The sequence below is a fragment of the Enterobacter sp. R-1.6.2 genome, from assembly GCF_035064085.1.
GTDB lineage: Bacteria > Pseudomonadota > Gammaproteobacteria > Enterobacterales > Enterobacteriaceae > Enterobacter > Enterobacter asburiae_B.
In genome coordinates this window covers 76,070-99,225 of the sequence record NZ_JASEYI010000002.1, presented here as the reverse complement: position 1 = coordinate 99,225, position 23,156 = coordinate 76,070, and the positions used below count along the sequence as shown (strand labels likewise).

Below are 23,156 nucleotides of genomic sequence, written 5' to 3'. Positions count from 1 at the left end.
ATCCGTTAAGATTGACACAAATAGTTGCATTTGCGCCATCTTAAAAGGTGGAAACATTAGCAGGTCTTAACTGCCGAACCAGATTGTCGCGGATACCGCAGGCAGCGCCAGCACGCCGTCCTGTATCGTCGCCTTGCCCTCTTTATTCTTCCACGCAGCCACCTTCAGCAGCGGTGAATCATCCAGCACCACTTCGCAGGCCTCGCCCCGGTTGATCGCCACGAGCACGCGCTGCTGGTTATAGACGCGAGCAAACACCACGACGTTATCGTGCGCATAGACCACCTGACAGCCGCCGTAGCGCAGAGCGAGACTCTGCTTACGCAGCTTCGCCAGCCGCTGATACAGGCTGAACAGCACCTTGTCATGCTTCTCTGGCTCCCACGGGAAGGTTTTACGGCAGAACGGATCGTTGTTGCCGTCCAGCCCCACTTCGTCTCCATAATAGATGCACGGCACGCCCGGCCAGGTGAAGAGCCAGGTCACCGCCAGCGGTAGACGCGCAACATCCTTGCCGAGCAGGGATTTAAAGCGAGCGGTATCGTGGCTATCGAGCTGGTTGAACATCCGCAGCTGCTGCTGATGGGACAGACCGGCGCGATAGTTCTCCATCCACGCCATGCAGGTTTCAGCGTCGATATGATTCGGATCGTAGGAGATGTCGGTGTTAGCGAGGAATCCCCACAGCGGGAAGGTAAAGCCGCGATAGTTCATCGCCGCATCTTCCGCATCGTTCTGCAGCCACTGGCGCGCGTCGCCAAAGTGTTCGCCAAAAACGAACGCCTCCGGCTGGGCCGCTTTCGCCGAGCGCGTAATCCCGGCGACGTGCTGAAGGTTATTCCGCGCTCCGCCGGCTTCACCGAGCATATGCACCACGTCCAGCCGCCAGCCGTCCATATTCCACGGCGCCTTCAGCCAGTGACGGACGATGCTGTCTTCGCCGCCGTAGATTTCATTCACGAGCGTTGGCGACTGGAAATCCAGCTTCGGCAGGCTCGCGTAGCCCAGCCAGTCCAGCGCGCGGCCCTCCTCGTTAAAGCTGTACCAGTCGCGCTGCGGCGAGTCCGGGTTATGACACGCCCCGCCCATCGACTGGTTATGGCGGTCAAACCAGGCGTGCGAATCTCCACTGTGGTTGAACACGCCATCCAGAATCAGGCGCATGCCTTCGTTTTGAGTGTTCTTTCGCAGGCGCAGCAGCGCCTCGTCACCGCCAAACTGTTCGTCAACGTGGCGATAATCTTCGGTATCGTATTTGTGCACGCTCGGGGCTTTAAACACCGGGTTGAGATACAGCGCCGTCACGCCGAGCTTTTTCAGGTACGGCAGCTTTTCGCTGATGCCGTCGAGATCGCCGCCGTAAAACGTCGAGCCGCCAGCCTGCGCCGTCACCGGGTCATTCCACGCTTTCATAATGACGTCGTGACCCGCCGCGTGGTGGTAATAAACCTTATCCTGCTGCGCAGTACGCTTTTCGCTGCGCGCAAAACGGTCCGGGAAAATCTGGTAAAACACCTGATCGTTAACCCACTGCGGGCCGTTATCCGGGTAATCGACCGCAAACTGCTCCAGCCGTGCGGGCGGGAAACGGCTAAACCCCTGCGGGGTAAACCACAGCTGGCGGTTATTCCACAAAAGCTTAAAGCTGTAACGGCGGCGCGGCTGCCCAGTATTCAGGTCGATATTCGCCCGCCACGCCGTGATCCCCGGCTGCGGCTGGCTGCGCAGCTTGTGCATTTTCAGGCCGGTCTCTTCGTTATCTATTTCGGCGCGGAGCGTCACGCGTTCAGGCTGATTTTCCCCCGCCAGCCAGAGCGTAATCACAAGGTTGTCTTTGTTTTGCTTAACAAATGGGGCAACCGGAAGGTGCCAGGCGTTTAACATCACGAATCCCCTCTGATGAAATTGACGTCACCTTGCCACAGGGTGGTTAAGGATAGCTCATCACGTTCGGGATTATTGGGGGAGGAGAAAGGAGGATGAGGCAAAATTCCCTCTCCCAAGGGGAGAGGGGAAAAGGATATTACTGCGCTTCCGCCAGCTGACGGTCACGGCGGCATTTAAACACCCACCCCACCAGCAGCAGGACGATCCACGCGCAGCCCACGTACAGGGAAATGCGGGTATCCGGATGGTAGCCAATCAGGGCAATGATAAACACCAGGAAGATCAGCCCGACGACGGTCGTCGCAACGCCGCCCGGTACTTTGAACTTCAGCGCTTTCGCCTCATCCGGCGACAGACGACGGCGGAACGCAATCTGCGACAGCAGGATCATAATCCACACCCACACCGTCGCGAAGGTCGCCAGCGATGCGATCACCAGGAAGACGTTCTCCGGCATGATGTAGTTCAGGTAAACCGAGAACAGCAGCGCTACGGTCATCACCACAACGGTTACCCACGGCGTGCCGCGGCGTGAGGTTTTGGCGAACACCTTCGGCGCACTGCCCTGCTCCGCCATGCCGTGCAGCATACGGCCCACGCCAAAGACGTCACTGTTGATCGCGGAGAGTGACGCGGTGAGCACCACAAAGTTCAGAATGCTGGCCGCAAAGGCAATTCCCATATGCTGGAAGGTCAGAACAAACGGGCTACCGTTGGTGCCGACCTGATTCCACGGGTAGATGGACATAATCACGAACAGCGTGCCCACGTAGAACACCAGAATACGCATCGGCACCGAGTTGATGGCGCGCGGAATGGATTTCTCCGGATCTTTCGCTTCCCCGGCGGTGATACCGATAATCTCGATACCGCCGTAGGCGAACATCACCATCTGCAGCGACATGACCATTCCGAGCCAGCCGTTACTGAAGAAGCCGCCGTTGCTCCAGAGGTTATGGATGCCGGTCGGCTGCCCGCCGTTGCCGATTCCCCAGATGATGATGCCGAAACCGGCCACGATCATGATGATGATGGTGGCGACCTTGAAGAAGGAGAACCAGAATTCGAGCTCGCCGAACACCTTCACGCTCATCAGGTTGACGGCGCAAATGATCAGCACCACGCTCAGCACCCAAATCCAGTGCGGCACCGCCGGGAACCAGACGCCCATATAGATGCCAAACGCCGTCACGTCGGCAATCGCCACAATCAGGATTTCAAAGCAGTAGGTCCAGCCGGTGATAAACCCGGCCAGCGGGCCGAGGTTTTCCTGCGCGTAGCGGGAGAAGGAGCTGGCGGACGGGTTGTGAACCGACATTTCGCCGAGGGCGCGCATGATGATATACGCCGCCACGCCGCCGATGATGTACGCCAGCAGAACGCTGGGACCGGCCATTTTGATGGCATCTGCCGAGCCATAAAAAAGACCGGTGCCGATAGCAGAGCCCAGCGCCATAAAGCGGATGTGGCGCGTGCTCAATCCACGTTTAAGTTTGTTAGTGCTTTCCATTTAAATCTTGCCATTCAACACGAAAAAAACAAAAAACCACGGGGCCTTAAGCCCCGTGGTTAAACAGTTTGTTGCCGTTGATTAATGAGCGTTCGATGCGACCTGACGCCCTGCAGCACGGTCCCAGATAATCGCCAGAACCAGTGCAACAACGGTAGGCATCAGCCAGGCCAGACCCTGCTCGGACAGCGGCAGACGCTGTGTCCATGCCGGCAGTATGTGCGCGAAAGCTGATGCTTTAATCCCGTCAAGGATACCAAAAATCAGGCTGATAAACATGGCTGGCGCAATAATTCGTGAAGAGTTGTTCCACCACGGGCGAGTAAAGCTCAGCACCACCAGCACGATACACGGCGGATAAATCGCCGTCAGCACCGGAATAGAGACCTGAATCAGGTGGCTCAGACCGAGGTTGGACACCGCCATGGAGAAGATGCCGAGGATAAACACCAGGGTGCGGTAAGAGAGCGGCAGATACTGTGCAAAGAACTCTGCGCAGGCGCAGGTCAGGCCAACCGCCGTCACCAGACAGGCAAGGAAGATGAGCGCTGCCAGCAGCATACTGCCCGCACCGCCGAAGGTGTGCTGAACGTAGGCGTGCAGGATAGCCGCACCGTTGGCGTTCTGATCGACCAGCATGGCGCTGTCGGAGCCCAGACGGAACAGCGCCAGATACAGTAGCGTCAGCCCCACGCCGGCCATCAGGCCAGCCCAGATGGTATAGCGGGTCAGCAGACGCGCTTCGGTCACACCGCGGGAACGCGCGGCGTTAACGATAACGATACCAAACACCATCGCGCCCAGCGTATCCATCGTCAGGTAGCCGTTCACAAAGCCGTTGGAAAACGCGGCATTTTTATAGGCGTCCATCGCGTCGCTAATCGGGCCCGCTGGCCAGACGATGGCCGCTACCGCCAGAACAATCAGCGCCACAATTTTCAGCGGAGCCAGGAAGTTACCCACGGTATCCAGCAGCTTGCCCGGATAGAGGGAAACCAGAATCACGATTGCGAAGTAGATCAGGCTGTAGATAAACAGCGGCATCGCACCGTCACCGGTCAGGGGAGCAATACCCACTTCGAAGGACACGGTTGCCGTACGCGGGGTCGCAAACAGCGGGCCAACGGCCAGATAGCAGACGGTTGCCAGCAGAACGCCTGCCACTTTGCCAATCGGGGTGCTGAGGCTATCCACACCGCCGCCGACTTTCGCCAGCGCGACGACGGTCAGAACCGGCAGACCCACGGCAGTAATCAGGAAACCAAACGCGGCGGTCCAGACGTGTTCACCCGCCTGTAAGCCAACCATTGGAGGGAAAATGATGTTGCCTGCGCCAACGAACAGCGCAAATGTCATAAAGCCCAGCGCGATGATGTCACGCGATTTTAAGTGATGGGTCATAAAACCTTACTGCCTGTGGATGTGGTGTTGAAAACATTGAGATTTTCGATATCCCTGACGGGATGATACAGCCGAAAATTTGCTCAATTTCAGCGGGAAATGCTCCCGTCCTGGCGTGGAGAAGAATAGTTTTTCGATTTACCACGCAAATACAGTCGGTCTGACAGTATCTGGGGCGCAATTTAAACGCTTATAACGTTTAAAGGCAAGGTGGGATCGTAAAACCAGAACAATATGCCAGCATGAAAATACACGTCAGAACAATACGCTATTTATAAGAAAAACCCATGGCTAATCATGCGAACAAAAAACAGTCAGCCGTATAAAATTCATCCGCGTTTCGCTTGACTGCAAAGCAAACGGGCCAGCAGACGCTGACCCGTGGAAAGGTAAAATGACACGCCTGCCGTCAGGCGATCTTTTTGGCAATTAATCGTTCCGGAATAACGAAACTGAAGCGGGTTCCTTTACCCAGCGTACTCTGAATATCGAGACGGCTTTCATGGTGATTCACCGCGTGTTTCACAATTGCCAGCCCCAGGCCGCTTCCGCCTGTTTGCCGGGATCGCGCTTTATCCACACGGTAAAAGCGCTCGGTCAGACGCGGAATATGCTCAGGCGCGATCCCCGGCCCGTTGTCTTCCACGCTAAACTCAGCCCCCGTTGGGGCATGGTGCCAGCGCACCACGATATTCGTCCCCTCCGGCGTATGATTCACCGCGTTATACACCAGGTTGGAAATGGCGCTCCGCAGTTCATCTTCGCTGCCCAGCACCTTCAGCGTATTGTCGACCTCAAAGGTCAGGTGATGCTTTTTGTGGCTTAGCGTCTGCGCTTCACGCTCAACGACCCGCAGCATCATCGGGACATCAATGGTCTCATTTAGCGCGAGCGTTGGCGCCGCTTCAATCTTCGAGAGCGTCAGCAGCTGCTTCACCAGCCCTTCCATCCGGTGCGTTTGCTCGCGCATGGTGTGCAGCGCTTTTTCACGCGGCGCGCCTTCAAGCGTTTGCTCCTGCATCATCTCCAGGTATCCCTGAAGCACGGTCAGCGGTGTACGCAGTTCGTGACTGACGTTGGCGAAGAAGTTGCGACGCGCCCCTTCCAGCTGGTGCATCTGGGTGACATCGCGCGCCACCATCAGCCACTGCTTATCGCTGTAGGGCATCACGCGGATTTCCAGATGGCGACCATTATTGAGCTTCAGATTATGCGGGCGGGTAAAATCACGCTTTTTCAGATACAGCGTGAACTCGGGATATCGCAGAAGGTTGAGGATATTCTGGCCATTGTCGTCGGGCCAGCGCAGGCCCAGCAGCTGTTGCGCAAGGCCGTTACACCAGAAGATCGTCCCTTCTTCGGTCGTCAGAATAACGGCATCCGGCAGCGACTCTGCACCGCTGCGAAAACGCTTAATCAGGCTTCCCAGCTCGCGGCGACGCTTTTTATTACGCATCTGCATCTGATGCAGACCGTACAGCAGCGGCTCCCAGCTGCCGCTTCCCGGCGGCGGCGTCATACTTCGGTCAACCCACAGCCACCAGGAGAGGCGCAGCAGGTTCCAGAAATGCCAGATCAGCAGCCCGGTGACCGACGCCAGCAGAAACCACGGCAGGTGTCCAAGAAAGGCCCCCAGAAGGAAGGCCGGAATACAGCATAAGATCAGTTCAAAGACGAGCCTTTTCCATGACAGACGTTCCAGCACGCGTCACACTCCTGTCATTGTTCAGAAACGGGTAGAAAAACGATAACCCGTGCCGCGGACCGTCTGCACCATGCGATCGTGGCCGCTCAGTTCCAGTGCTTTTCGCAGGCGGCGAATATGTACGTCAACCGTCCGGTCTTCGACATACACGTTAGTTCCCCAGACGTTATTCAGCAACTGCTCGCGGCTGTAAACGCGTTCCGGGTGGGTCATAAAGAAGTGCAGAAGTTTAAATTCGGTAGGCCCCATGTCGAGGGGATTTTCACCGGTCATCACGCGGTGTGAGGTGGGGTCAAGGCTCAGCCCCTGCATTTCAATCACCTCTTCCACCGCCATCGGCGAAATTCGGCGCATCACGGCTTTAATGCGGGCAACCAGCTCTTTTGGGGAGAACGGTTTAGTGATGTAATCGTCCGCGCCGGTCTCCAGACCGCGCACGCGATCCTCTTCTTCTCCGCGCGCCGTGAGCATCACAACCGGGATGTCGCGGGTCAGCGCCTCGCGCTTCAGGTGTTTGATAAACTGCAGTCCGGAGCCGCCGGGCAACATCCAGTCCAGCAGAATCAGATCGGGCCAGGGTTCATTCAGCTGGTTCACTGCGCTGTCATAATCTTCCGCTTCAACCGGCTGGAAGCCGTTTTGCTCGAGCACGAAGCACACCATTTCACGAATTGGAGCTTCATCTTCTACGACCAGAATACGTCTCGCCATACTTTGCCCTGTCTTATCTTATTTAAGTTACAAGTTTGTAATTCGGCGCCATTATGCGTCAGATTTATGACAGATTTATGAAAAACAGTACCACGATAACGGGCAAACCGTTGTTTTATTACAGCGGTTATTTTCCCGTCTCTGAACGTTTATAATCCTGCTTTCTCTTTTTTGCCACGGATCAGCTATGCGCATACTTCACACCTCGGACTGGCATCTGGGTCAAAATTTTTACAGCAAAAGCCGTGCGGCTGAACATGAAGCTTTCCTGAACTGGTTGCTGGAAACGGCCCGGACGCACGAGGTGGACGCGATTATTGTGGCGGGTGACATCTTTGATACCGGCTCGCCCCCCAGCTATGCGCGTGAACTGTACAACCGCTTCGTGGTGAATTTGCAGCAAACCGGCTGTCATCTGGTGATTGTCGCCGGCAACCATGATTCCGTCGCGACGCTCAATGAATCCCGCGACATCCTGGCATTTCTCAATACCACCGTCGTCGCCAGCGCCGGGCACGCCCCGCAGATCCTGAAAAAACACGACGGCACGCCGGGGGCGGTGCTGTGCCCCATTCCCTTTTTGCGTCCGCGGGACATCGTGCAAAGTCAGGCGGGGCTGTCGGGCGCGGAAAAACAGCAGCATCTCCTGCAGGCCATCACCGACTATTATCACCAGCAGCACGCCGATGCCTGCGCCCTGCGCGGCGACCAGCCGATTCCGGTGATTGCGACCGGGCATCTCACCACCGTCGGGGCCAGTAAAAGTGACGCCGTACGCGACATCTATATCGGCACGCTGGATGCCTTTCCGGCGCAGAACTTCCCGCCAGCCGACTACATTGCGCTCGGACATATTCACCGGGCGCAGATCGTCGGCGGCAGCGAGCACATCCGCTACTGCGGCTCGCCAATTTCGCTCAGCTTTGACGAAACGGGCAAGGCCAAATCCGTCCACCTGGTGAGCTTTTCCGACGGAAAACTTCACGCCGTCGAGACGCTGGAGGTCCCGGTCACCCAGCCGCTGGCGGTGCTGAAGGGCGATCTTGCCGCCATTACCGCCCAGCTTGAGCAGTGGCGCGGAACAGCGCTTAACCCGCCCGTCTGGCTGGATATCGAAATCACCACCGACGACTACCTGCACGATATGCAGCGTAAAATTCAGGCGCTGACGGAAGATTTACCCGTCGAGGTCTTACTGGTACGCCGCAGCCGCGAGCAGCGCGAGAAAATTCTGTTAAGCGCTCAACGCGAAACGCTCAGTGAACTGCGGGTTGAAGAGGTGTTTGAACGCAGGCTCTCGCAGGAGGAAATTGACGACGCGAAGCGCGCAAGACTCAGCGAACTGTTCAGCCATACCCTGCATGCGCTCAATGATGAGGAAGAAAACGCATGAAAATTTTGAGCCTGCGCCTGAAAAATCTCAACTCCCTCAAGGGCGAGTGGAAAATTGACTTTACCGCGGAGCCGTTTGCCAGCAACGGGCTGTTTGCCATTACCGGCGCGACCGGGGCAGGTAAAACCACCCTGCTCGACGCCATCTGCCTGGCGCTTTATCACGAAACGCCGCGCCTGCAGAAGGTCTCTCAGGCGCAAAACGACCTGATGACGCGCGACACCGCCGAGTGCCTGGCGGAAGTGGAGTTCGAGGTAAAAGGCACCGCCTATCGCGCATTCTGGAGCCAGAACCGCGCGCGCAACCAGCCGGACGGAAACCTGCAGGCGCCGCGCGTGGAGCTGGCGCGCTGCGAAGATGGCAAAATCCTGGCCGACAAAGTGACGGATAAACTGGAGCAAACCGCCGCGCTCACCGGGCTGGACTATGGCCGCTTCACCCGCTCGATGCTGCTCTCACAGGGGCAGTTTGCCGCCTTCCTTAATGCCAGGCCGAGCGATCGCGCCGAGCTGCTGGAAGAGCTGACCGGCACCGAGATCTACGGACAGATTTCCGCCATGGTGTTTGAAAAACATAAAGCCGCCCGCAGCGTGCTTGAAAAGTGCGAGGCGCAGGCGGCGGGCGTCGTGCTGTTGAGCGAAGAGCAACAGCAGCAGTTGCAGCAAAGTTTGCAGGCGCTTACTGACGAAGAGAAAATCCTGCTGGTTCAGCAGCAAAGCCAACAGAAAGATTTTCAGTGGCTTACGCGCCATGATGAGCTCGTGCTTGAGCAACAGCGCGTCACCGCAATGCAGCAGCAGGCGCAACAGGCGCTGACGAACGCTGCGCCAGAGCTGGCAAAGCTCCAGCTTGCCCTGCCCGCCGCCCAGCTTCGACCGCTTTGGGCGCACCAGCAGGAGCAAACCGCGCGCCTGACGCAAACCCAGCAGCGAATTGTTGAAGTAAATACTCGCTTACAAGCCAAAACCGCACTGCGCGCGCGGATCCGTCATACCGCCCAGCGTAATCATGAGCAGCTTCAGACCGAACTGAAGGCGCTGGCGCAGTGGCTGGCGGAGCACGAGCGCTATCGCCTGCTGGGGCAGGAGATTGCCGGCTGGCGTGCCCAGTTCTCACAGCTTAACCGCGACAAAACGCAGTTAGCCTCGCTTGCTGCGCGGATGGGTGAATTACGCAACAGGCTGGCTGAGATGCCGGAAAATGCGCTGACGCTGACGGCGGATGAGGTCAGCGCGGCCATGGAGCAGCAGTCCCGGTCACGCACGCTGCGCCAGCGGCTGACGTCGCTGCATGCCCGCTATCAGCCGCTGCAAAAGCGCCTGCGCCAGAGCGGTGAAAGCGTGCAGAAGGCCCAGGCCGATCAAAACAAACTCAATGAAACGCTGACGCTGCGTCGCCAGCAGTACAAAGAGAAACACCAGCACTTTCTGGATCTTAAAGCCCTCTGCGAACGCGAAGCGACGATTAAAGACCTGGAAAGCTATCGTTCCCGGCTTGAGGCAGGCAAACCCTGTCCGCTGTGCGGCTCCAGCGAGCATCCCGCCGTTGCGCAATACCAGTCGCTTGAGCTGACGGATAACCAGCGCCGCCGCGATCTCCTGGAAAAAGAGGTCGCCGCACTTAAAGAGGAAGGGCTGCTGGTGCTGGGACAGGTTAATGCCCTGACGCAGCAGATCCAGCGCGAGTCAGACGAAGCGCAGACTCTCTCTCAGGAAGAGCAAGCGCTCACTAAAGAGTGGATGGAGGACTGCGCTTCCCTGAACATCGCGTTGAATATTCAGGAAGATATCACGCCATGGATGAACGAGCAGGAACAGTACGAGCGCCAGCTTTATCAGTTGAGCCAGCGTCTGACCCTGCAAAACCAGCTAAACGAGCAGGAAGTGCTGGAGCGACAGTATCAGCAGCAGCTGACGGCCGCGCGCCAGGCGCTGGAAAACACCCTGCTCTCGCTATCGCTTAACGTACCTGAAGACGGCAATGAAGCCGCCTGGCTGCACGCCCGCGAAGCGGAATTCGCGCAGTGGCAGGAGAAACAAACGCAGCACGGCGTGCTTCTGGAACGCATAAACGCGCTGAAGCCGCTGCTCGACACGCTTCCGGAAACGAACGGCGAAGAGGCCGAACCGGCCATTCCTGACGGCTGGCGCGACGTTCACGATGAATGCGTGTCGCTACAAAGCCAGCTCAGCGCGCAGCAGCAGCAGGAAAAGCTGGAGCAAGAGCGCCTGCAGCAGTCGCAGACGCAGTTCACCGCGGCGCTCGCAGCGAGCTGCTTTGCCGATCGGGACGCGTTCCTTGCCGCGCTGCTGGATGACGACGCTATTCGTCGCCTCGAACAGCTGAAGCAGTCGCTGGAAAGCCAGATACAGCAGGCCGCGGCCCTTTCCGGCCAGGCTAACCAGCAGCTGCAGGCTCATCTGGCGCTGCGGCCGGAAGGGCTCAACGCAGATGCTCCTGCGCTGCAAAGCCAGCTGCAGCAGCTGGCGGAAAGGCTTCGCGAGAACACCACGCATCAGGGCGAGATCCGCCAGCAGCTTAAGCAGGACAGCGATAACCGTCAGCACCAGCTGGCGTTGATGCAGCAAATTGAAGAGGCCGCGCGCCAGGCGGACGACTGGGGTTATCTGAACGCGCTGATCGGCTCCAGCACCGGCGACAAGTTCCGTAAATTCGCGCAGGGGCTGACGCTGGATAATCTCGTCTGGCTTGCTAACCAGCAGCTTAACCGTCTGCACGGGCGTTATCTGCTGCAGCGCAAGGCCAGCGACGCGCTGGAGCTGGAAGTGGTCGATACCTGGCAGGCGGATGCGGTTCGCGATACCCGAACGCTCTCGGGCGGCGAGAGCTTCCTGGTCAGCCTGGCGCTGGCGCTGGCTCTTTCCGATCTGGTGAGCCATAAGACGCGGATCGATTCCCTGTTCCTGGATGAAGGGTTCGGCACGCTCGACAGTGAAACGCTGGATACCGCGCTGGATGCGCTCGACGCGCTGAACGCCACCGGGAAAACCATCGGCGTGATCAGCCACGTTGAGGCGATGAAAGAGCGCATTCCGGTGCAGATCAAGGTGAAGAAAATTAACGGGCTGGGTTATAGCAGGCTGGATAAGGAATTTGCGGTGGGCTGAATGGTAGGTCGGTGCGGTCTGATGCCCTCACCCTAGCCCTCTCCCACAGGGAGAGGGTAAAAACACCAAAAACAGCAACTTGCGTTGCTGTTTTGCTTTTACCTTGCCCCACCCAGGCCCTCTCCCACAGGGAGAGGGAATAAACATTATTTGCTTTTATTCCGGCCACAGCCACGCCGCGCCGCGCACGCCGCTGGAGTCACCGTGGACAGCTTTGCGGATCGGGGTTTCACACTCGCCGCCAAACACCCACTGTTTCACCAGATTCGGTACCGTGGCGTACAGCCGGTCGACGTTGCTCATGCCGCCGCCGAGCACAATCACGTCCGGATCGAGAATATTCACCACGTGCGCCAGGGATTTCGCCAGCCGCATTTCGTAGCGGCTAAGGGCCAGCTCGGCGACCGGATCCTGTTCTTCGACCAGACGCATGATTTCGTTGCCCTTTAGCGGCTGGCCGCTTAAGCGGTGGTAGTCGGTCGCAAAACCGGTGCCGGAGATAAACGTCTCAATACAGCCCTGCTTTCCGCAGTAGCACGGCACCTCAGCGCGGTATTTAAGCTCGTCTTCATCCATCCACGGCAGCGGGTTGTGTCCCCACTCGCCCGCGGTACCGTTACCGCCGATATGGGCGCGCCCGCCGAACGCCACGCCCGCACCGCAGCCGGTACCGACGATCACGGCAAACACGGTCTGGGCACCGGCCGCCGCGCCGTCGATGGCCTCAGAGACCGCCAGACAGTTAGCGTCGTTGGCCAGACGCACTTCCCGGTTCAGACGTTGGCTCAAATCTTTATCTAACGGCTGACCGTTGAGCCAGGTGGAGTTGGCATTTTTAACCACCCCGGTATACGGGGAGATCGACCCCGGGATCCCCATACCGACGCTGCCGGTTTGGCCTGTCGCCTGCTCTGCCATCTCAACCAGGCTGGCAATCGTCTCGATAGTCTGGTGATAATCATCGCGCGGCGTCGGCAGACGGTGGCGGAACAGCTGCTCCCCCTGCTCGCTCAGTGCGATGACTTCTGTTTTGGTGCCGCCCAAATCGATCCCAATACGCACAAGACTCTCCTCATTATTTTGATTATCAACAGAGTAGAAGCACGCTTCCCGATTAGCAATGCAAGCGATGCGACAATTCGTTATCATGCCCGCTGATTTAACGACAAGGCCGTGGAAATTATCATGCTGTGGTTCAAAAATTTGATGGTTTACCGTCTCAGCCGCGACGTTTCGCTGCGTGCAGAAGAGATGGAAAAACAGTTAGCCGCTTATACCTTTTCCCCTTGCGGTAGCCAGGATATGGCGAAAACCGGCTGGGTTCCGCCAATGGGTTCACAAAGCGATGCACTGACCCACGCCAGCAGCACGGGTCAAATCATCGTCTGCGCCCGTAAAGAAGAGAAAATCCTGCCGACGCCGGTGGTTAAGCAGGCGCTCGAAGCGAAAATTTTCAAGCTGGAAGCCGAACAGGGCCGCAAGCTGAAAAAGACCGAGAAAGATTCGCTGAAAGACGAAGTGCTGCACTCCCTGCTGCCGCGCGCCTTCAGCCGCTTCAGCCAGACCATGATGTGGATCGACACCGTCAACGGGCTGATCATGGTGGACTGCGCCAGCGCCAAGAAAGCAGAAGATACGCTGGCCCTGCTGCGTAAAAGCATCGGATCTTTACCAGTCGTTCCGCTGGCGCTGGAAACGCCGATCGAGCTGACGCTGACCGAATGGGTACGCAGCGGCGCTGCGGCTCAGGGTTTCCAGATCCTTGATGAAGCCGAGCTGAAAGCCCTGCTGGAAGATGGCGGCGTGATCCGCGCGAAGAAGCAGGATCTGGTGAGCGACGAGATCGCCGTCCACATCGAAGCGGGTAAAGTGGTCACTAAACTGGCGCTCGACTGGCAGCAGCGCATTCAGTTCGTGATGTGCGACGACGGCTCCGTGAAGCGTCTGAAGTTCTGCGACGAGCTGCGCGATCAGAACGAAGATATCGACAGGGAAGATTATGCCCAGCGCTTTGACGCGGACTTCATCCTGATGACCGGCGAGCTGGCCGCGTTGATTCAGAATCTGGTGGAAGGTCTCGGCGGCGAAGCGCAAAGATAACAGGCAAAACGCAGGCCGGGTAAGCGTTAGCGCCACCCGGCTTATTTTTTATTTCAGGTAGCGGCACAGATAAGAGGTAGGTTCAGCGACCTGCAAATGGAACTCGCTGTGGCCAGGGACGTTGAAAACTTGCCCGGCAGCGTAAACTTTCCATTCCGTTTCACCCGGCAGTAAGACGTTCAGCGCACCGCTGACGACCGTCATTTCTTCAGCTTCCGCCGTGCCAAAGGTGTATTCCCCTTCCGCCATAACGCCGACACTGGCGCGGCCAGTGCTGCTGCTGGTAAAACCAATGGATTTCACTTTACCGGAAAAGTATTCGTTACTTTGAAGCATGAACTGGCCCTTATATTTATAGATAAAAATTCACTATAGGGGCCATGCTCATCACCTGTCACGCAAAATCATTACATGAGCAGTTCCGAGGCCAGGCGAGCCATCAGAACGTTGGATAACAGCACGGGCACATCCAGCGCTTTTTGCAGCAGATCACGATGGTGCTGATGGAAACCGAGGCAGTCCAGAATCAAGACATCTGCTCCTCTCTCAAGCAGTTCCTTCCCGGCAGCAATAAGTTTTGCCTCACTGTCCCAGAACGGATTTGCCAGCGCATACAAGGGCACTTTTTCCAGCACGTGCCATTTTGCTTCCTGGTTATCCATGAGCTCCTCAATGGGCACAATCACCCCCACCTGATGACCATCCACGATGGAGGCCACCAGCGGTGGAATGATCCGCATCGGCTCAAGCAAAATCGCATTACGCGCCGTGAGGCCCTTAATGGGCGCGGTACTCATCAGCAAAATAACGTCATAACCTTGATTATCGAGCACTTCTATTACGCCCTGCAGCGAGCGCTCGATTTTCTGACGCGAAACGTGCGCCAGTTTACCGTCGCTTAATAACGTCGCCAGGGGATCCTCCCCCGCCTCGACAGCGTAGTCTTCCATGACCTCTTCCCGACTCATCTTCCCCAGCAGGCTAAGATGCGTTATCTGTTGTTCAGATACATGCTCGGTTAAGAGCGGTAACACTTCGCTTACAGGGACCACACCAATGGTGAGGATCGCCAACGTTGCCTTCATCTTGATCGCCTTCCATTACTCCAACATCGTGCACACAGGTACAGGCTCACTACGCTGCACAGTTCATTTTTTCAACAAAACAGCACCAAGCGTAGCAGGTGATCCCGACATCGAAATGTAAAGATCGCCTGCCGATACCGGAGTTACTTGTAATAACTAAATATTAACTCCTGCTTAACTTTCCCGATGAGTAAAAAGTGTGATTCAGGCACGATACTGGAACGTTTAGGAAAAGGGTCAGGTTTTATCGGGATCTTCATAGCGCCGTTTCGCGTCCAGCGCTTCCTGTTCAGTCTCGTGTTCACTGATCAGCGAGTCCGGCTTGGGGTGATCGGCACGCAGTTGATACCAGGTCACGGTATGACCCGTCTGGCCTTTTTCAACGGTAACAATACGTGCTTCACGCGGATAGGGAGGTCTGGTTGGCATAGCTCATCCTTTTTTTATGTCTGAGCTATAAGTATAGACGCCGGTTAGCTGGCACAAGCCAAACGCAGGGCGGTAATAATCTGAATCACAACGTCTTCGGGAGAGGCTGACGCATCCACCACGTGGTGAGCCGCTTCGCGGTATAGCGCATCGCGTTCGGCCAGCACTTCGCTCACCTCTTCGCTGAGCGGCCTGGAGGTCAGCGCGGGGCGTTGCCCCTCTTCCGGAAAAGCTTCCAGACGCCCTACCAGAGCCGACACCGGCGCGCTGAGATAAATCACAATCCCCTTTTCGCGCATAAAGTGTCGATTGCACTCCGCCAGAACGATGCCTCCGCCGGTCGCGATCACGGCTGACGGGGTCGTGACCGCTTTCAGCGCGGCGGTTTCGCGCGCGCGAAAGCTCTCCCATCCCTCTTGCTCAACAATCTCGGCGATGGTTTTTCCGGCCTCGGTTTGCAGCCAGTGGTCGGTATCAACAAACTGGCGATGACACACGCGTGCCAGCTCCAGGCCAACGGTGGTTTTCCCACAGCCGCGGGGGCCAACTAAAAAGATGGGTTGGGTCATGCCAGGTGTTCCCCTTGATGCCGAATGGCTGAAGAGTGTAAAGAAATAATTGCAGAAGATGTTGCGATTACTTTACTGCAAAGCGGTACGGGATGACAACCCTGTGGAGGCCACACTGTACCACAAATTGACAATAATTATCATTACGCTGTGCGGCGCTTCACTTCCAGCAGCCATTTATCCAGCTCGGCAGCGAACTGCTGGCGATCGCGCTGGGACAGGCTGTCCGGTCCACCGGTCTGCACGCCGCTGGCCCGCATCGTATCCATAAAATCGCGCATGGTGAGCTTCTCGCGAATGGTCGAAGGCGAGTAACGCTCCCCGCGCGGATTGAGCGCCGCCGCCCCTTTCTCCAGCACTTCGGCAGCCAGCGGAATATCCGCCGTGATCACCAGATCCTCCGCGCTGCACAGGCGAACAATTTCGTTATCCGCCACGTCGAACCCGGCCGGCACGCGCAAGGAGCGGATGAACCGCGAAGGCGGTACGCGAATATTCTGGTTCGCCACCAGCGTCAGCGGCATTTGAACGCGCTCGGCGGCGCGAAATAAAATCTCTTTAATCACGTTCGGACACGCGTCCGCATCAACCCAAATCGCCATATTGTCTCCCCATAATGAGTCTGCCGACTATTGTCGCCTGCATTTCGTTGTTAAGCTATCAATCAGAGAAAACAACGCATAATGACGGAGAATCGTGATGGACAAGAAAATCGGGTTTATCGGCTGCGGTAACATGGGCAAAGCCATCCTGGGCGGTCTGATCGCCAGCGGGCAGGTGCTGCCGGGTCAGATTTGGGTCTATACCCCATCACCGGACAAAGTCGCCGCACTGCGCGATCAATACGGGATCAACGCCGCCGAAAGCGCGCAGGAAGTCGCCCAGGTCGCCGATATCGTCTTTGGCGCCGTCAAGCCAAACATCATGATCAAAGTGCTGAGCGATATCACCTCCAGCCTGAATAAAGAGACGCTGGTCGTATCGATTGCCGCAGGCGTCACGCTCGATCAGCTGGCGCGCGCGCTGGGTCACGATCGTAAAATCGTCCGCGCCATGCCCAACACCCCCTCGCTGGTCAATGCCGGCATGACCTCCGTCACGCCTAACGCGCTGGTGACCACAGAAGAAGTGGCCGATGTGCTGAATATTTTCCGCTGCTTCGGTGAGGCAGAAGTGATTGCCGAATCGATGATCCATCCGGTGGTCGGCGTGAGTGGCTCAGCCCCTGCCTATGTGTTCATGTTTTTAGAAGCGATGGCCGACGCCGCCGTGCTTGGCGGAATGCCGCGCGCGCAGGCGTATAAGTTCGCCGCGCAGGCCGTCATGGGCTCCGCCAAAATGGTGCTGGAAACCGGCAAACACCCGGGTGAACTGAAAGATATGGTCTGCTCCCCGGGCGGTACCACTATCGAAGCGGTGCGGGTGCTGGAAGAGCGCGGATTCCGCTCGGCCGTCATTGAAGCGATGGCAAAATGCATGGAAAAATCAGAGAAGCTGAGTAAATCCTGATTTCTGACCGGGCGTCAGGCGGCCACTTCGGTGCGGCCGCGCCCGGCATTTTTCGCCCTGTACAGCGCCACGTCTGCCGCCTTTAGCCACTCCCGATAATGTCCAAACTGCGGCCCCCAGGGGGCAACGCCTACGCTGATGCGCAGCGCTTCTTTTGGCGCGCACGGTAACGTCAGTTTTTCCAGCCGCTCATGCAGTCGCGACATCACGGCGATGGCGCTTTCCGCCGCGGTCTGCGACATAATCACCGCAAACTCATCCCCGCCAAACCGACCGATCGCATCGCCTGACCGTACCGACCGCTGGAGCTGACGCGTAATAGCAATGATCGCCTCGTCGCCCACGTCGTGCCCCCAGGTGTCGTTGATGTTTTTAAAGTGGTCGATATCAATCAGCAATATCGTGGCGGTGCTGTGGTCGCGCCGACAATGCTCAAATTCATTTCGCAGCAGCATTTCCCAGTGCCGACGGTTAAAGACCCCGGTCATCCCGTCGCGGGTGCTCATCATTTCCAGCCGCTGCTTATGTTCCGCAAGCCTGACGGCGGTTCGGTGGCTGAGCCAGGCAAACAGCATGGGATACAGCACGAGTACGGGTAACGTTAAGCCCCACTCCACGAGGTCGGGGTTGAAGACGGCCACTTTCCCGACGAGTGGCAGGGTCACCAGCGCGGAGAGCAGCGTCAACGCGATCCCCGGGATAAACAGACGACAGCCGCCGGAACCCATCATATTCATCCCCACCATCATTACCAGCGCTGCGGTGGGTAACGCACTCATCCCCATTACGCCGATCCAAAGCCCGGCAATAATGGCATCGATTTTAAGATTGAAAATTTCCTGCTGATGGGGTGAAGCGGCGCGGCAGGACAGCTGCCAGGCAAAATGGGGCCAGACGAACGACCATCCCACCAGTAAAAGCCACCAGCCACCGGGTAAAAAATGGGTGACCAGCATCCCCGCAACGGGGAAAAACATCGCCGCCAGCCCGACGGCGCGCGCCAGCCGAACTCGCCGGGCAAACTGAATGCCGGCGCGGTGAGGGTCATCCTGAGAAAGGGTTAGATTCCACTCTTCCCGAATGCGCTTTTTGTTGTAATACGTTTCATCATTCATCATTTTTGGGAATATTCTGAAACATTTTCCCAAATTATAGAGAGGGGGTCTGCGGGGAAAGTATGAAATTTCGGGTGAGCCGCCGGAGCCGCTCACCCGTTTGAACTACACTTTTTTCTTCAGGCACGCGCTCATGAACTTGCTGCGGTCGTCCCCCTTCAGGGACTGCTCGGTCGCTTTCGCATTACACTCGCGCATTTTTTGCTGCTGCGGCGTCAGGCTTTTTTCAGCCGGCTTCGCGGCGCCATTTTTAAGGCAGTCGCTCATGTAGGTTTTGCGAGCATCTCCCTTCAGACTCTGCGACGTCGCCTGTTGATTACAGGTGGTCATACGCTGTTGTTGCGGCGTTAGCGTTTTCTCTTCCGCGTTCGCCGATGCGACCAGGAACAGGCCGGAGAGCAGAGTAACCAGTAATGTTGTTTTCATTGCACCATCCTTTTGTGAACATTCCCTGTAAGTCTGGTTCGTGACAGGAAAAAAACCAGCCGACAGATGTGATTTCCGCCGGGATTTTATCATTTAAGACCCAGCGCCGCCTTCATGGTGTAGAACAGATCCGTTTGATCGGTCAGGCCTACCACATTTGCCGCGTGCGGACCGTAGGCCGCAATGCGCAGCTGGGTGCCGGTGTGCTCCATGGACTCTTCCTCAGAGTTGCCGTAGCTCAACACCATAACGGCGCCATCTTTGGTATTCAGCGCCTGCGTCAGGCCCGGGGCTTTAGTATCTGCCGGAATGATCTGGCTGGCATGGGCATGGTCCGCGGTGACGATCACCAGGGTGTTGCCGTCTTTTTTCGCGAACTCAAGCGCCTTCTGCACCGCTTCGTCCAGATCGACGGTTTCGCCAATCTGGCCGCACGGATTCGCCGCATGATCCTGCTTATCAATCGACGCGCCCTCAACCTGCAGGAAGAACCCTTTTTCGCTCTTGCTCAGCAGAGAGATGGCTTTATCGGTCATCGCCGCCAGCGTCGGTACGCTGTCCGTGCGTTTCGGGTTAGGCGTACAGGTTACGACAGGTTTATCGATATTGCCGTGATAAGAGGCTTTTGGTCCTTCCCAGCGCACGGGCATGTTGCCGTCAGAGAATAGCCCCAGCAGCGGCTTGTCCTGGTTCGCCTCGGTGATGGCTGCCAGAGAATTTGCGTCACTCACCAGCTGATAGCCGCGGGCCTGCGCCTGCTCGCGCAGCGTTTTGCCCTGCCACTCGCCCGCCGTTGCGGTTTCTGCGAAGGTTTTCGCGCCGCCGCCCAGGGTCACGTCAGGACGCGCGTTCAGCAGCTGTTCCGTAATCGAGCCTTTGCCGCCTTTTTCCAGCGCGTTCGTCGGGCATTTTTCGCTGGTCACTGACGGACCGTAGCATTTACGCGAGGTCACGTGCGCCACCAGCGCCGCGGGCGTTGCATCCTGAAGTTCAGCGGTGGAGACGTTGCCGGTCGCCAGGCCCGCCGCTTTTGCCATCTCCAGAAGGGTTTGGTGATCTTTTTCGTGAATATCCACACCCAGCGCGCCATTATAGGTTTTCACGCCGGTGGACCACGCCGTAGCAGAGGCCGCGGAGTCCGTGACGTAATCCGGTTTACCGGTTTTTTTATCCAGCGCGTAATGGGTATATTGTCCGGTCAGCGGTAATGCGTCGATGCCTTTAAAAAAGCCGCCCGCACCCTCGGCATAATTTCGCGCCGCCGTGATTTCGGAATCCCCCATTCCATCGCCAATAAGCAGAATAATATTTTTCGCTGGCTTATCATTCAGCGAAGCGCGAATAGCGGCAGTTTGATCTTCTGATAAACGGCGTGCGCCGCCAGGCTGGGTGATATCCCCTTTTGCCGCGCGATTATCCAGCACGCTGGTTTGGGCAGTATCGGCATAAACGGCAGGGGTAATTAACAGGGGAAGTAATGCGATGAAAAGTGCGCTCTGTTTCAATTTATTTTCTCCATGTACAAATACATAAAAAATAAAAACAGAGCGACTATAGGCATCCTGCATGACAATTCTATGACACGTCGTTACGTCCTGTGACGGTTTAGCTGCGCGGATGCCTTAACAGCTTCTTTACGTACTGGTGGAGCATCTCGGCATCCTCAACCGGAACCTGCGATTCAGGCCTGACGCTGTCCAGCGCGCCTTCCACGCTCTCAATCAACGCCTGTTGTTCGGTTTTCGCCATTTGTCGCAGCAGCGCGGTGACCACAATTTCCAGCGCTTCGACCTGAGCAACCAGCTCTTTTGACTCCTCTTCCTTTTGTGCCAGCTTGACCAGCAATTCAGCAATGAGATTTTTCATCGTGCCAGTTCCTTTTTCAGTTTTGTCTGAAGTTAGCATTCTGAATCCATAATGCAAAGAGAAGAAATTTATTATGGCATGCAAAAGTGATGCAGGAATGGAAATAAAGGACCGCCGCGGTGAGCGAAACGTTTTTCTATAAAGAAGCGCCGCATTTTGTTATATAAAAATGCGGCTACCATAAGAATATATAATACATCAACGAAACGATTATCTCGCCGATTTCGCTTCCGCCATTTGTCTGCGGCGACGCAGCGCAATAGCCAGCTGGATAATATTGATTAAAACGACAATCGCCGTGGCGGCGAATACCCAACGAAAACCGGCCATCGCGGAAACGGATGCGCCAATAAGCGGACCGGCAACATTCCCCAGATACATAAATGACTGGTTATATCCAAAAATACGCCCCGTCACCTGATCGCTGGAATATTTAACCAGCAGGGTCTGTACCGCAGGCAACATTGCACCATCAGCAAACCCGAGCAGAAATCGCAATACGCCAAGCTGAAGCGGAGAGGTGACAAACGACATCGCGAAGAAGAGCACGACCGCAAAGATCAGCGTCGCCATCAGGATGCGCGCCGTGCCGATCCTGTCACCCAGTTTTCCCAGACGCGGCGCGGAAATCAGGGCGGATACGCCCGGCACGGCGGCAATCATGCCGCTCAGAAAAGCGATATTTGTGCTATCCGGCTCCATCGACTTGATAAACAGCGCCAGAATCGGACCGACCGAACCGTTACAGAGCTGGATAACCATAGTGGTCACAAACAGGCTGATCATCAGTCCCGGATAGGGCAGCGAGGCGAAGACGGCCTTGCCGCTCAGGCGTTCAGATTTACTGATAACCGGGCGGCCTCCCTCTTTGATAAGAAAGAGCGTGACCAGAAAACTGACCACCAGCAGGATCGCGGTGATGATAAATACCGCGCGCAGCCCGACGTGGTCCGCCAGAAAACCGCCCAGCAGCGGACCGCCGATGACGCCGCTGATCTGTGCCGTGGAGAGCGTACTCAGCGCCCAGCCGCTACGCTCGCGCGGCACCTGAGAGGCGACCAGCGCCATGGCATTCGGAATGTACCCTGACGTCAGCCCCATCACCGCACGCAGGAAAAACAGCTGCCAGACGTTGGTGGCGAAGGCCTGGAGCAGAATGGCAATCGCCATCCCGAGCGAGGCGCGCAGCAGCATCAGTTTTCGGCCTTTCCGATCCGCCAGGCTGCCCCACATCGGTGACACAATGGCGGAGACCAGAAACGTGACGCTGAACGTCAGGCCGGACCACATGGAGAGCGCTTCATGCGAGGTCACCCCCAGCTGCGAGACGTACAGCGGCAGGAACGGCAGGATCTGGCTAATGGCCAGCCCGGTAAAGAAGCAGCCGAACCAGACCGAGATGAGATTAACTTTCCAGGATTCCATAAAGAAATAGTCTTCATTTTTAGGCGAATTCGCCTACAGATTAGCAAGTTACGCGTTTTGACGTCGCACCAGAGATGCGGCCAGACTGACTTTGGTGTTTTATCTTCCCAGTCATCATATTTGTGAAATAAGTCACAATTCATCCATTTTCTGGCGGAATATTATGCTTCACCGGCAGAGTCCGAAACCGCGCATTCCCAGATGAAAATGGTTGGCATGCGCCGCGTTATACTCCGGCCCCAGGCCGTTTCCGTAGTAGCCGCAGCTTGCCGCCAGCATGGCCTTCAGCCATGGCTGCGTTGTTGCCGCCTTCCAGCCGTTCAGTACCGTGACGCGCTCCCCGTTCGCCAGCCGAAAGGCGGCGATATCCAGCGCCTCCGCCGTGGCATGCTCACTGCGTCGCGCTTCAGGGCGGTGGTAAATGTTGCGGCAGGCAAAGCTGCCGAGATGATCGATACGCGCCAGGTCGCTGCCCGTATAGCGTTTTGTCAGCGGCCGGGCCTGCTGGCTGATAAACAGCGCAGAGCTGAGCGCCAGCGGACAGCTGGCAAGAAAGCTGCTGTTCAGGCCGACCGGGCCGAAATCACGCACGCGCACGACGTTGTTAAGCGGACACGCGCCGCCGCTGTCGGCCACCGGCTGGGTGCGGATAAGATCTCTTTGGTTAGCCTGCGAAAGCAGCGTCGCGCACGCCTCGGGAGTTAAGCGCCGGAGCTTATACTGGGTGATACGGCCCGGCGGGTCGTCAAGCGTCAGCGGCATGAAAGGGTTGTAGTAAGGCGGCAACCAGCGGTAACCCACCGTTGCAACGGCCACAATGATGAATACGGTCAGCAGCGTTTTTCCTTTCACTCTCCCCCCTCAACATTCCCCAAAACATTATGGCAGAAGGCCGCG

Annotated in this window: 21 protein-coding genes; 4 read left to right on the top strand and 17 right to left on the bottom strand. The window is 57.0% G+C overall.

Annotated features, from left to right (window positions below; translation table 11 throughout):
* Window positions 1-66: 66 nt before the first annotated feature.
* The 5 genes from malZ to phoB form a co-directional block, all read right to left on the bottom strand.
* Window positions 67-1,884, bottom strand: coding sequence for a maltodextrin glucosidase (malZ, locus tag QMN93_RS02255; protein ID WP_182383105.1), 1,818 nt, complete (start codon window positions 1,882-1,884; stop codon window positions 67-69).
* A gap of 139 nt (window positions 1,885-2,023) precedes the next feature.
* The gene (proY, locus tag QMN93_RS02250) at window positions 2,024-3,397 is read right to left on the bottom strand and encodes a proline-specific permease ProY (RefSeq protein WP_029739758.1); all 1,374 of its coding nucleotides are present in this window, start codon (window positions 3,395-3,397) and stop codon (window positions 2,024-2,026) included.
* Window positions 3,398-3,478: 81 nt separating this feature from the next.
* Window positions 3,479-4,798, bottom strand: coding sequence for a branched-chain amino acid transporter carrier protein BrnQ (gene brnQ / locus QMN93_RS02245; RefSeq protein ID WP_024906795.1), 1,320 nt, complete (start codon window positions 4,796-4,798; stop codon window positions 3,479-3,481).
* A 409-nt stretch (window positions 4,799-5,207) separates the two neighbouring features.
* A complete protein-coding gene (gene phoR, locus QMN93_RS02240; RefSeq protein WP_048975262.1) occupies window positions 5,208-6,503 on the bottom strand; it encodes a phosphate regulon sensor histidine kinase PhoR in 1,296 nt (431 codons plus the stop codon).
* Between the two features lie 21 nt (window positions 6,504-6,524).
* Window positions 6,525-7,214 (bottom strand): phosphate response regulator transcription factor PhoB, encoded by a 690-nt coding sequence (gene phoB / locus QMN93_RS02235; RefSeq protein ID WP_008503265.1) that lies wholly within the window; start codon window positions 7,212-7,214, stop codon window positions 6,525-6,527.
* Between the two features lie 187 nt (window positions 7,215-7,401).
* Here phoB and sbcD point away from each other — a divergent pair, with 187 nt between their 5' ends.
* Together sbcD and sbcC are read left to right on the top strand one after the other, a co-directional pair.
* Window positions 7,402-8,607: an exonuclease subunit SbcD gene (gene sbcD, locus QMN93_RS02230; RefSeq protein ID WP_182383104.1), complete on the top strand. Its 1,206-nt coding sequence runs from the start codon at window positions 7,402-7,404 to the stop codon at window positions 8,605-8,607.
* Window positions 8,604-11,735 carry an exonuclease subunit SbcC gene (sbcC, locus tag QMN93_RS02225; RefSeq protein ID WP_193138869.1) on the top strand — a complete coding sequence of 1,044 codons (3,132 nt, stop codon included), beginning with the start codon at window positions 8,604-8,606 and terminating at the stop codon, window positions 11,733-11,735. Before sbcD ends, sbcC begins: the two co-directional genes overlap by 4 nt.
* Window positions 11,736-11,891: 156 nt before the next feature.
* On the opposite strand, the gene mak is transcribed toward sbcC, so the two are convergent.
* Window positions 11,892-12,797 (bottom strand): fructokinase, encoded by a 906-nt coding sequence (mak, locus tag QMN93_RS02220; RefSeq protein ID WP_069303724.1) that lies wholly within the window; start codon window positions 12,795-12,797, stop codon window positions 11,892-11,894.
* A 123-nt stretch (window positions 12,798-12,920) separates the two neighbouring features.
* Here mak and rdgC point away from each other — a divergent pair, with 123 nt between their 5' ends.
* Window positions 12,921-13,835, top strand: coding sequence for a recombination-associated protein RdgC (rdgC, locus tag QMN93_RS02215; RefSeq protein WP_023310540.1), 915 nt, complete (start codon window positions 12,921-12,923; stop codon window positions 13,833-13,835).
* 48 nt (window positions 13,836-13,883) lie between these two features.
* On the opposite strand, the gene ppnP is transcribed toward rdgC, so the two are convergent.
* The 5 genes from ppnP to QMN93_RS02190 form a co-directional block, all read right to left on the bottom strand.
* Complete coding sequence (gene ppnP, locus QMN93_RS02210) at window positions 13,884-14,171, bottom strand: pyrimidine/purine nucleoside phosphorylase (RefSeq protein WP_008503270.1); 288 nt, start codon at window positions 14,169-14,171, stop codon at window positions 13,884-13,886.
* A gap of 71 nt (window positions 14,172-14,242) precedes the next feature.
* Window positions 14,243-14,920, bottom strand: a complete 678-nt coding sequence (locus tag QMN93_RS02205; RefSeq protein ID WP_008503271.1) for an AroM family protein — start codon at window positions 14,918-14,920, stop codon at window positions 14,243-14,245.
* 237 nt (window positions 14,921-15,157) lie between these two features.
* Entirely contained in the window at window positions 15,158-15,349 is a 192-nt protein-coding gene (yaiA, locus tag QMN93_RS02200; RefSeq protein WP_032638425.1) for a protein YaiA, read from the bottom strand.
* 44 nt (window positions 15,350-15,393) lie between these two features.
* Window positions 15,394-15,918, bottom strand: a complete 525-nt coding sequence (gene aroL / locus QMN93_RS02195; protein ID WP_029739752.1) for a shikimate kinase AroL — start codon at window positions 15,916-15,918, stop codon at window positions 15,394-15,396.
* Between the two features lie 143 nt (window positions 15,919-16,061).
* On the bottom strand, window positions 16,062-16,520 hold the full coding sequence (locus QMN93_RS02190) for a YaiI/YqxD family protein (RefSeq protein ID WP_010428006.1): 459 nt from the start codon (window positions 16,518-16,520) through the stop codon (window positions 16,062-16,064).
* A 97-nt stretch (window positions 16,521-16,617) separates the two neighbouring features.
* On the opposite strand from QMN93_RS02190, the gene proC reads away from it, so the two are divergent.
* Window positions 16,618-17,427: a pyrroline-5-carboxylate reductase gene (gene proC / locus QMN93_RS02185; RefSeq protein WP_024906789.1), complete on the top strand. Its 810-nt coding sequence runs from the start codon at window positions 16,618-16,620 to the stop codon at window positions 17,425-17,427.
* 14 nt (window positions 17,428-17,441) lie between these two features.
* Here proC and adrA read toward each other — a convergent pair whose 3' ends face one another.
* The 6 genes from adrA to QMN93_RS02155 form a co-directional block, all read right to left on the bottom strand.
* On the bottom strand, window positions 17,442-18,545 hold the full coding sequence (gene adrA / locus QMN93_RS02180; RefSeq protein ID WP_182383102.1) for a diguanylate cyclase AdrA: 1,104 nt from the start codon (window positions 18,543-18,545) through the stop codon (window positions 17,442-17,444).
* Window positions 18,546-18,647: 102 nt separating this feature from the next.
* On the bottom strand, window positions 18,648-18,968 hold the full coding sequence (gene psiF / locus QMN93_RS02175) for a phosphate starvation-inducible protein PsiF (RefSeq protein WP_023334671.1): 321 nt from the start codon (window positions 18,966-18,968) through the stop codon (window positions 18,648-18,650).
* A gap of 89 nt (window positions 18,969-19,057) precedes the next feature.
* Window positions 19,058-20,473 carry an alkaline phosphatase gene (gene phoA / locus QMN93_RS02170; protein WP_182383101.1) on the bottom strand — a complete coding sequence of 472 codons (1,416 nt, stop codon included), beginning with the start codon at window positions 20,471-20,473 and terminating at the stop codon, window positions 19,058-19,060.
* Window positions 20,474-20,573: 100 nt separating this feature from the next.
* The gene (gene iraP / locus QMN93_RS02165) at window positions 20,574-20,834 is read right to left on the bottom strand and encodes an anti-adapter protein IraP (RefSeq protein ID WP_069303723.1); all 261 of its coding nucleotides are present in this window, start codon (window positions 20,832-20,834) and stop codon (window positions 20,574-20,576) included.
* Window positions 20,835-21,044: 210 nt separating this feature from the next.
* A complete protein-coding gene (locus QMN93_RS02160; RefSeq protein ID WP_063620927.1) occupies window positions 21,045-22,259 on the bottom strand; it encodes a multidrug efflux MFS transporter in 1,215 nt (404 codons plus the stop codon).
* Between the two features lie 168 nt (window positions 22,260-22,427).
* Entirely contained in the window at window positions 22,428-23,111 is a 684-nt protein-coding gene (locus tag QMN93_RS02155) for an extensin family protein (protein WP_182383100.1), read from the bottom strand.
* Between the last annotated feature and the right edge of the window lie 45 nt (window positions 23,112-23,156).

Excerpts from the sequence above, each read along its gene's own strand:
- malZ (WP_182383105.1), bottom strand. The coding sequence starts at position 1,884 with ATGTTAAACGCCTGGCACCTTCCGGTTGCCCCATTTGTTAAGCAAAAC.
- proY (WP_029739758.1), bottom strand. The coding sequence starts at position 3,397 with ATGGAAAGCACTAACAAACTTAAACGTGGATTGAGCACGCGCCACATC.
- brnQ (WP_024906795.1), bottom strand. The coding sequence starts at position 4,798 with ATGACCCATCACTTAAAATCGCGTGACATCATCGCGCTGGGCTTTATG.
- phoB (WP_008503265.1), bottom strand. The coding sequence starts at position 7,214 with ATGGCGAGACGTATTCTGGTCGTAGAAGATGAAGCTCCAATTCGTGAA.
- sbcD (WP_182383104.1), top strand. The coding sequence starts at position 7,402 with ATGCGCATACTTCACACCTCGGACTGGCATCTGGGTCAAAATTTTTAC.
- sbcC (WP_193138869.1), top strand. The coding sequence starts at position 8,604 with ATGAAAATTTTGAGCCTGCGCCTGAAAAATCTCAACTCCCTCAAGGGC.
- rdgC (WP_023310540.1), top strand. The coding sequence starts at position 12,921 with ATGCTGTGGTTCAAAAATTTGATGGTTTACCGTCTCAGCCGCGACGTT.
- ppnP (WP_008503270.1), bottom strand. The coding sequence starts at position 14,171 with ATGCTTCAAAGTAACGAATACTTTTCCGGTAAAGTGAAATCCATTGGT.
- QMN93_RS02205 (WP_008503271.1), bottom strand. The coding sequence starts at position 14,920 with ATGAAGGCAACGTTGGCGATCCTCACCATTGGTGTGGTCCCTGTAAGC.
- yaiA (WP_032638425.1), bottom strand. The coding sequence starts at position 15,349 with ATGCCAACCAGACCTCCCTATCCGCGTGAAGCACGTATTGTTACCGTT.
- aroL (WP_029739752.1), bottom strand. The coding sequence starts at position 15,918 with ATGACCCAACCCATCTTTTTAGTTGGCCCCCGCGGCTGTGGGAAAACC.
- QMN93_RS02190 (WP_010428006.1), bottom strand. The coding sequence starts at position 16,520 with ATGGCGATTTGGGTTGATGCGGACGCGTGTCCGAACGTGATTAAAGAG.
- proC (WP_024906789.1), top strand. The coding sequence starts at position 16,618 with ATGGACAAGAAAATCGGGTTTATCGGCTGCGGTAACATGGGCAAAGCC.
- adrA (WP_182383102.1), bottom strand. The coding sequence starts at position 18,545 with ATGATGAATGATGAAACGTATTACAACAAAAAGCGCATTCGGGAAGAG.
- psiF (WP_023334671.1), bottom strand. The coding sequence starts at position 18,968 with ATGAAAACAACATTACTGGTTACTCTGCTCTCCGGCCTGTTCCTGGTC.
- iraP (WP_069303723.1), bottom strand. The coding sequence starts at position 20,834 with ATGAAAAATCTCATTGCTGAATTGCTGGTCAAGCTGGCACAAAAGGAA.
- QMN93_RS02160 (WP_063620927.1), bottom strand. The coding sequence starts at position 22,259 with ATGGAATCCTGGAAAGTTAATCTCATCTCGGTCTGGTTCGGCTGCTTC.